Below are 822 nucleotides of genomic sequence, written 5' to 3' on the forward strand. Positions count from 1 at the left end.
GTCTATCTGGTCTTCGCCATCGAGGCGGTCCTCACCATCATCGTCGCCGGCATCCTTGGCCCCGTGATGGGATACATAATGTTCGGCGCCATCTTGACGATCGCGGTGCTTCCCATCTACATCCTGGCTGCCATCGCATGCCCGGTCTATTACCTGCGTTTCCGTCGGCAAGATTTCAACGTGTTCCTCCACCTCGTGATTCCGGGCCTGGGCGTCCTCTTCCTGATCCCAGCGTTCTTCGCTGGAGCGGGGATCCMCGTTTTGGGGTTCATCGCKCCACTCACCTTCCCCCTGAGCTTGGCCGGGCCGATTGTTCTGGTCTGGTATCTGATCGGAGTCGTGGTTGCGATCTACCTCTGGCGACGACGCCGAGAAAGCCTCATCGGGTTCGCGACTGACGGCGACGACTCAAGCGTGGCGGAGGGTGACCAACAGCCGGTGGCGGCCTGAGCGGCGGGGTTGGCGCACGGTCCCCTACTCGGTCGGCGTTCCCGGATCCCAATTCGGGAACGTCGACCTGCCCCTGTCTTCGTCGGCCGGCTCATCACAATGAGCCGCGCGCTGTGCGCCGGCGAGGACAGATGGGTGGGGATCAATAGCCCATCGGGGAGCGAGGCGTGTACTCACTCTCGAGTTGCTCGATCTCGGTCTCGATGAGGCGTACGTCCAATGCAGACACGGCATCCTCGAGATGACTGCGCTTAGTAGGCCCGATGATTGACGCCGAAACCGTCCTATTGCGCATGACCCAGGCGAGCGCCACTTGCGCCATGGAAATGCCCCTCCGCGCGGCGATTCGCTCAGTTGCATCGACGATTGCGC

At 62.2% G+C, this 822-nt stretch carries 2 protein-coding genes; one reads left to right on the forward strand and one right to left on the reverse strand.

Features of this window, described 5'->3' with window-relative positions; all coding sequences use genetic code 11:
• A partial coding sequence (locus AC1DP3_RS18345) for a hypothetical protein (protein WP_477295813.1) occupies positions 1 to 450 on the forward strand: 450 nt, incomplete at its 5' end.
• 142 nt (positions 451 to 592) lie between these two features.
• Here the strand turns inward: AC1DP3_RS18345 and AC1DP3_RS18350 are convergent.
• A partial coding sequence (locus AC1DP3_RS18350) for an aldo/keto reductase (RefSeq protein WP_477295815.1) occupies positions 593 to 822 on the reverse strand: 230 nt, incomplete at its 5' end.

The organism is Microbacterium sp. P5_B6, from assembly GCF_056400345.1.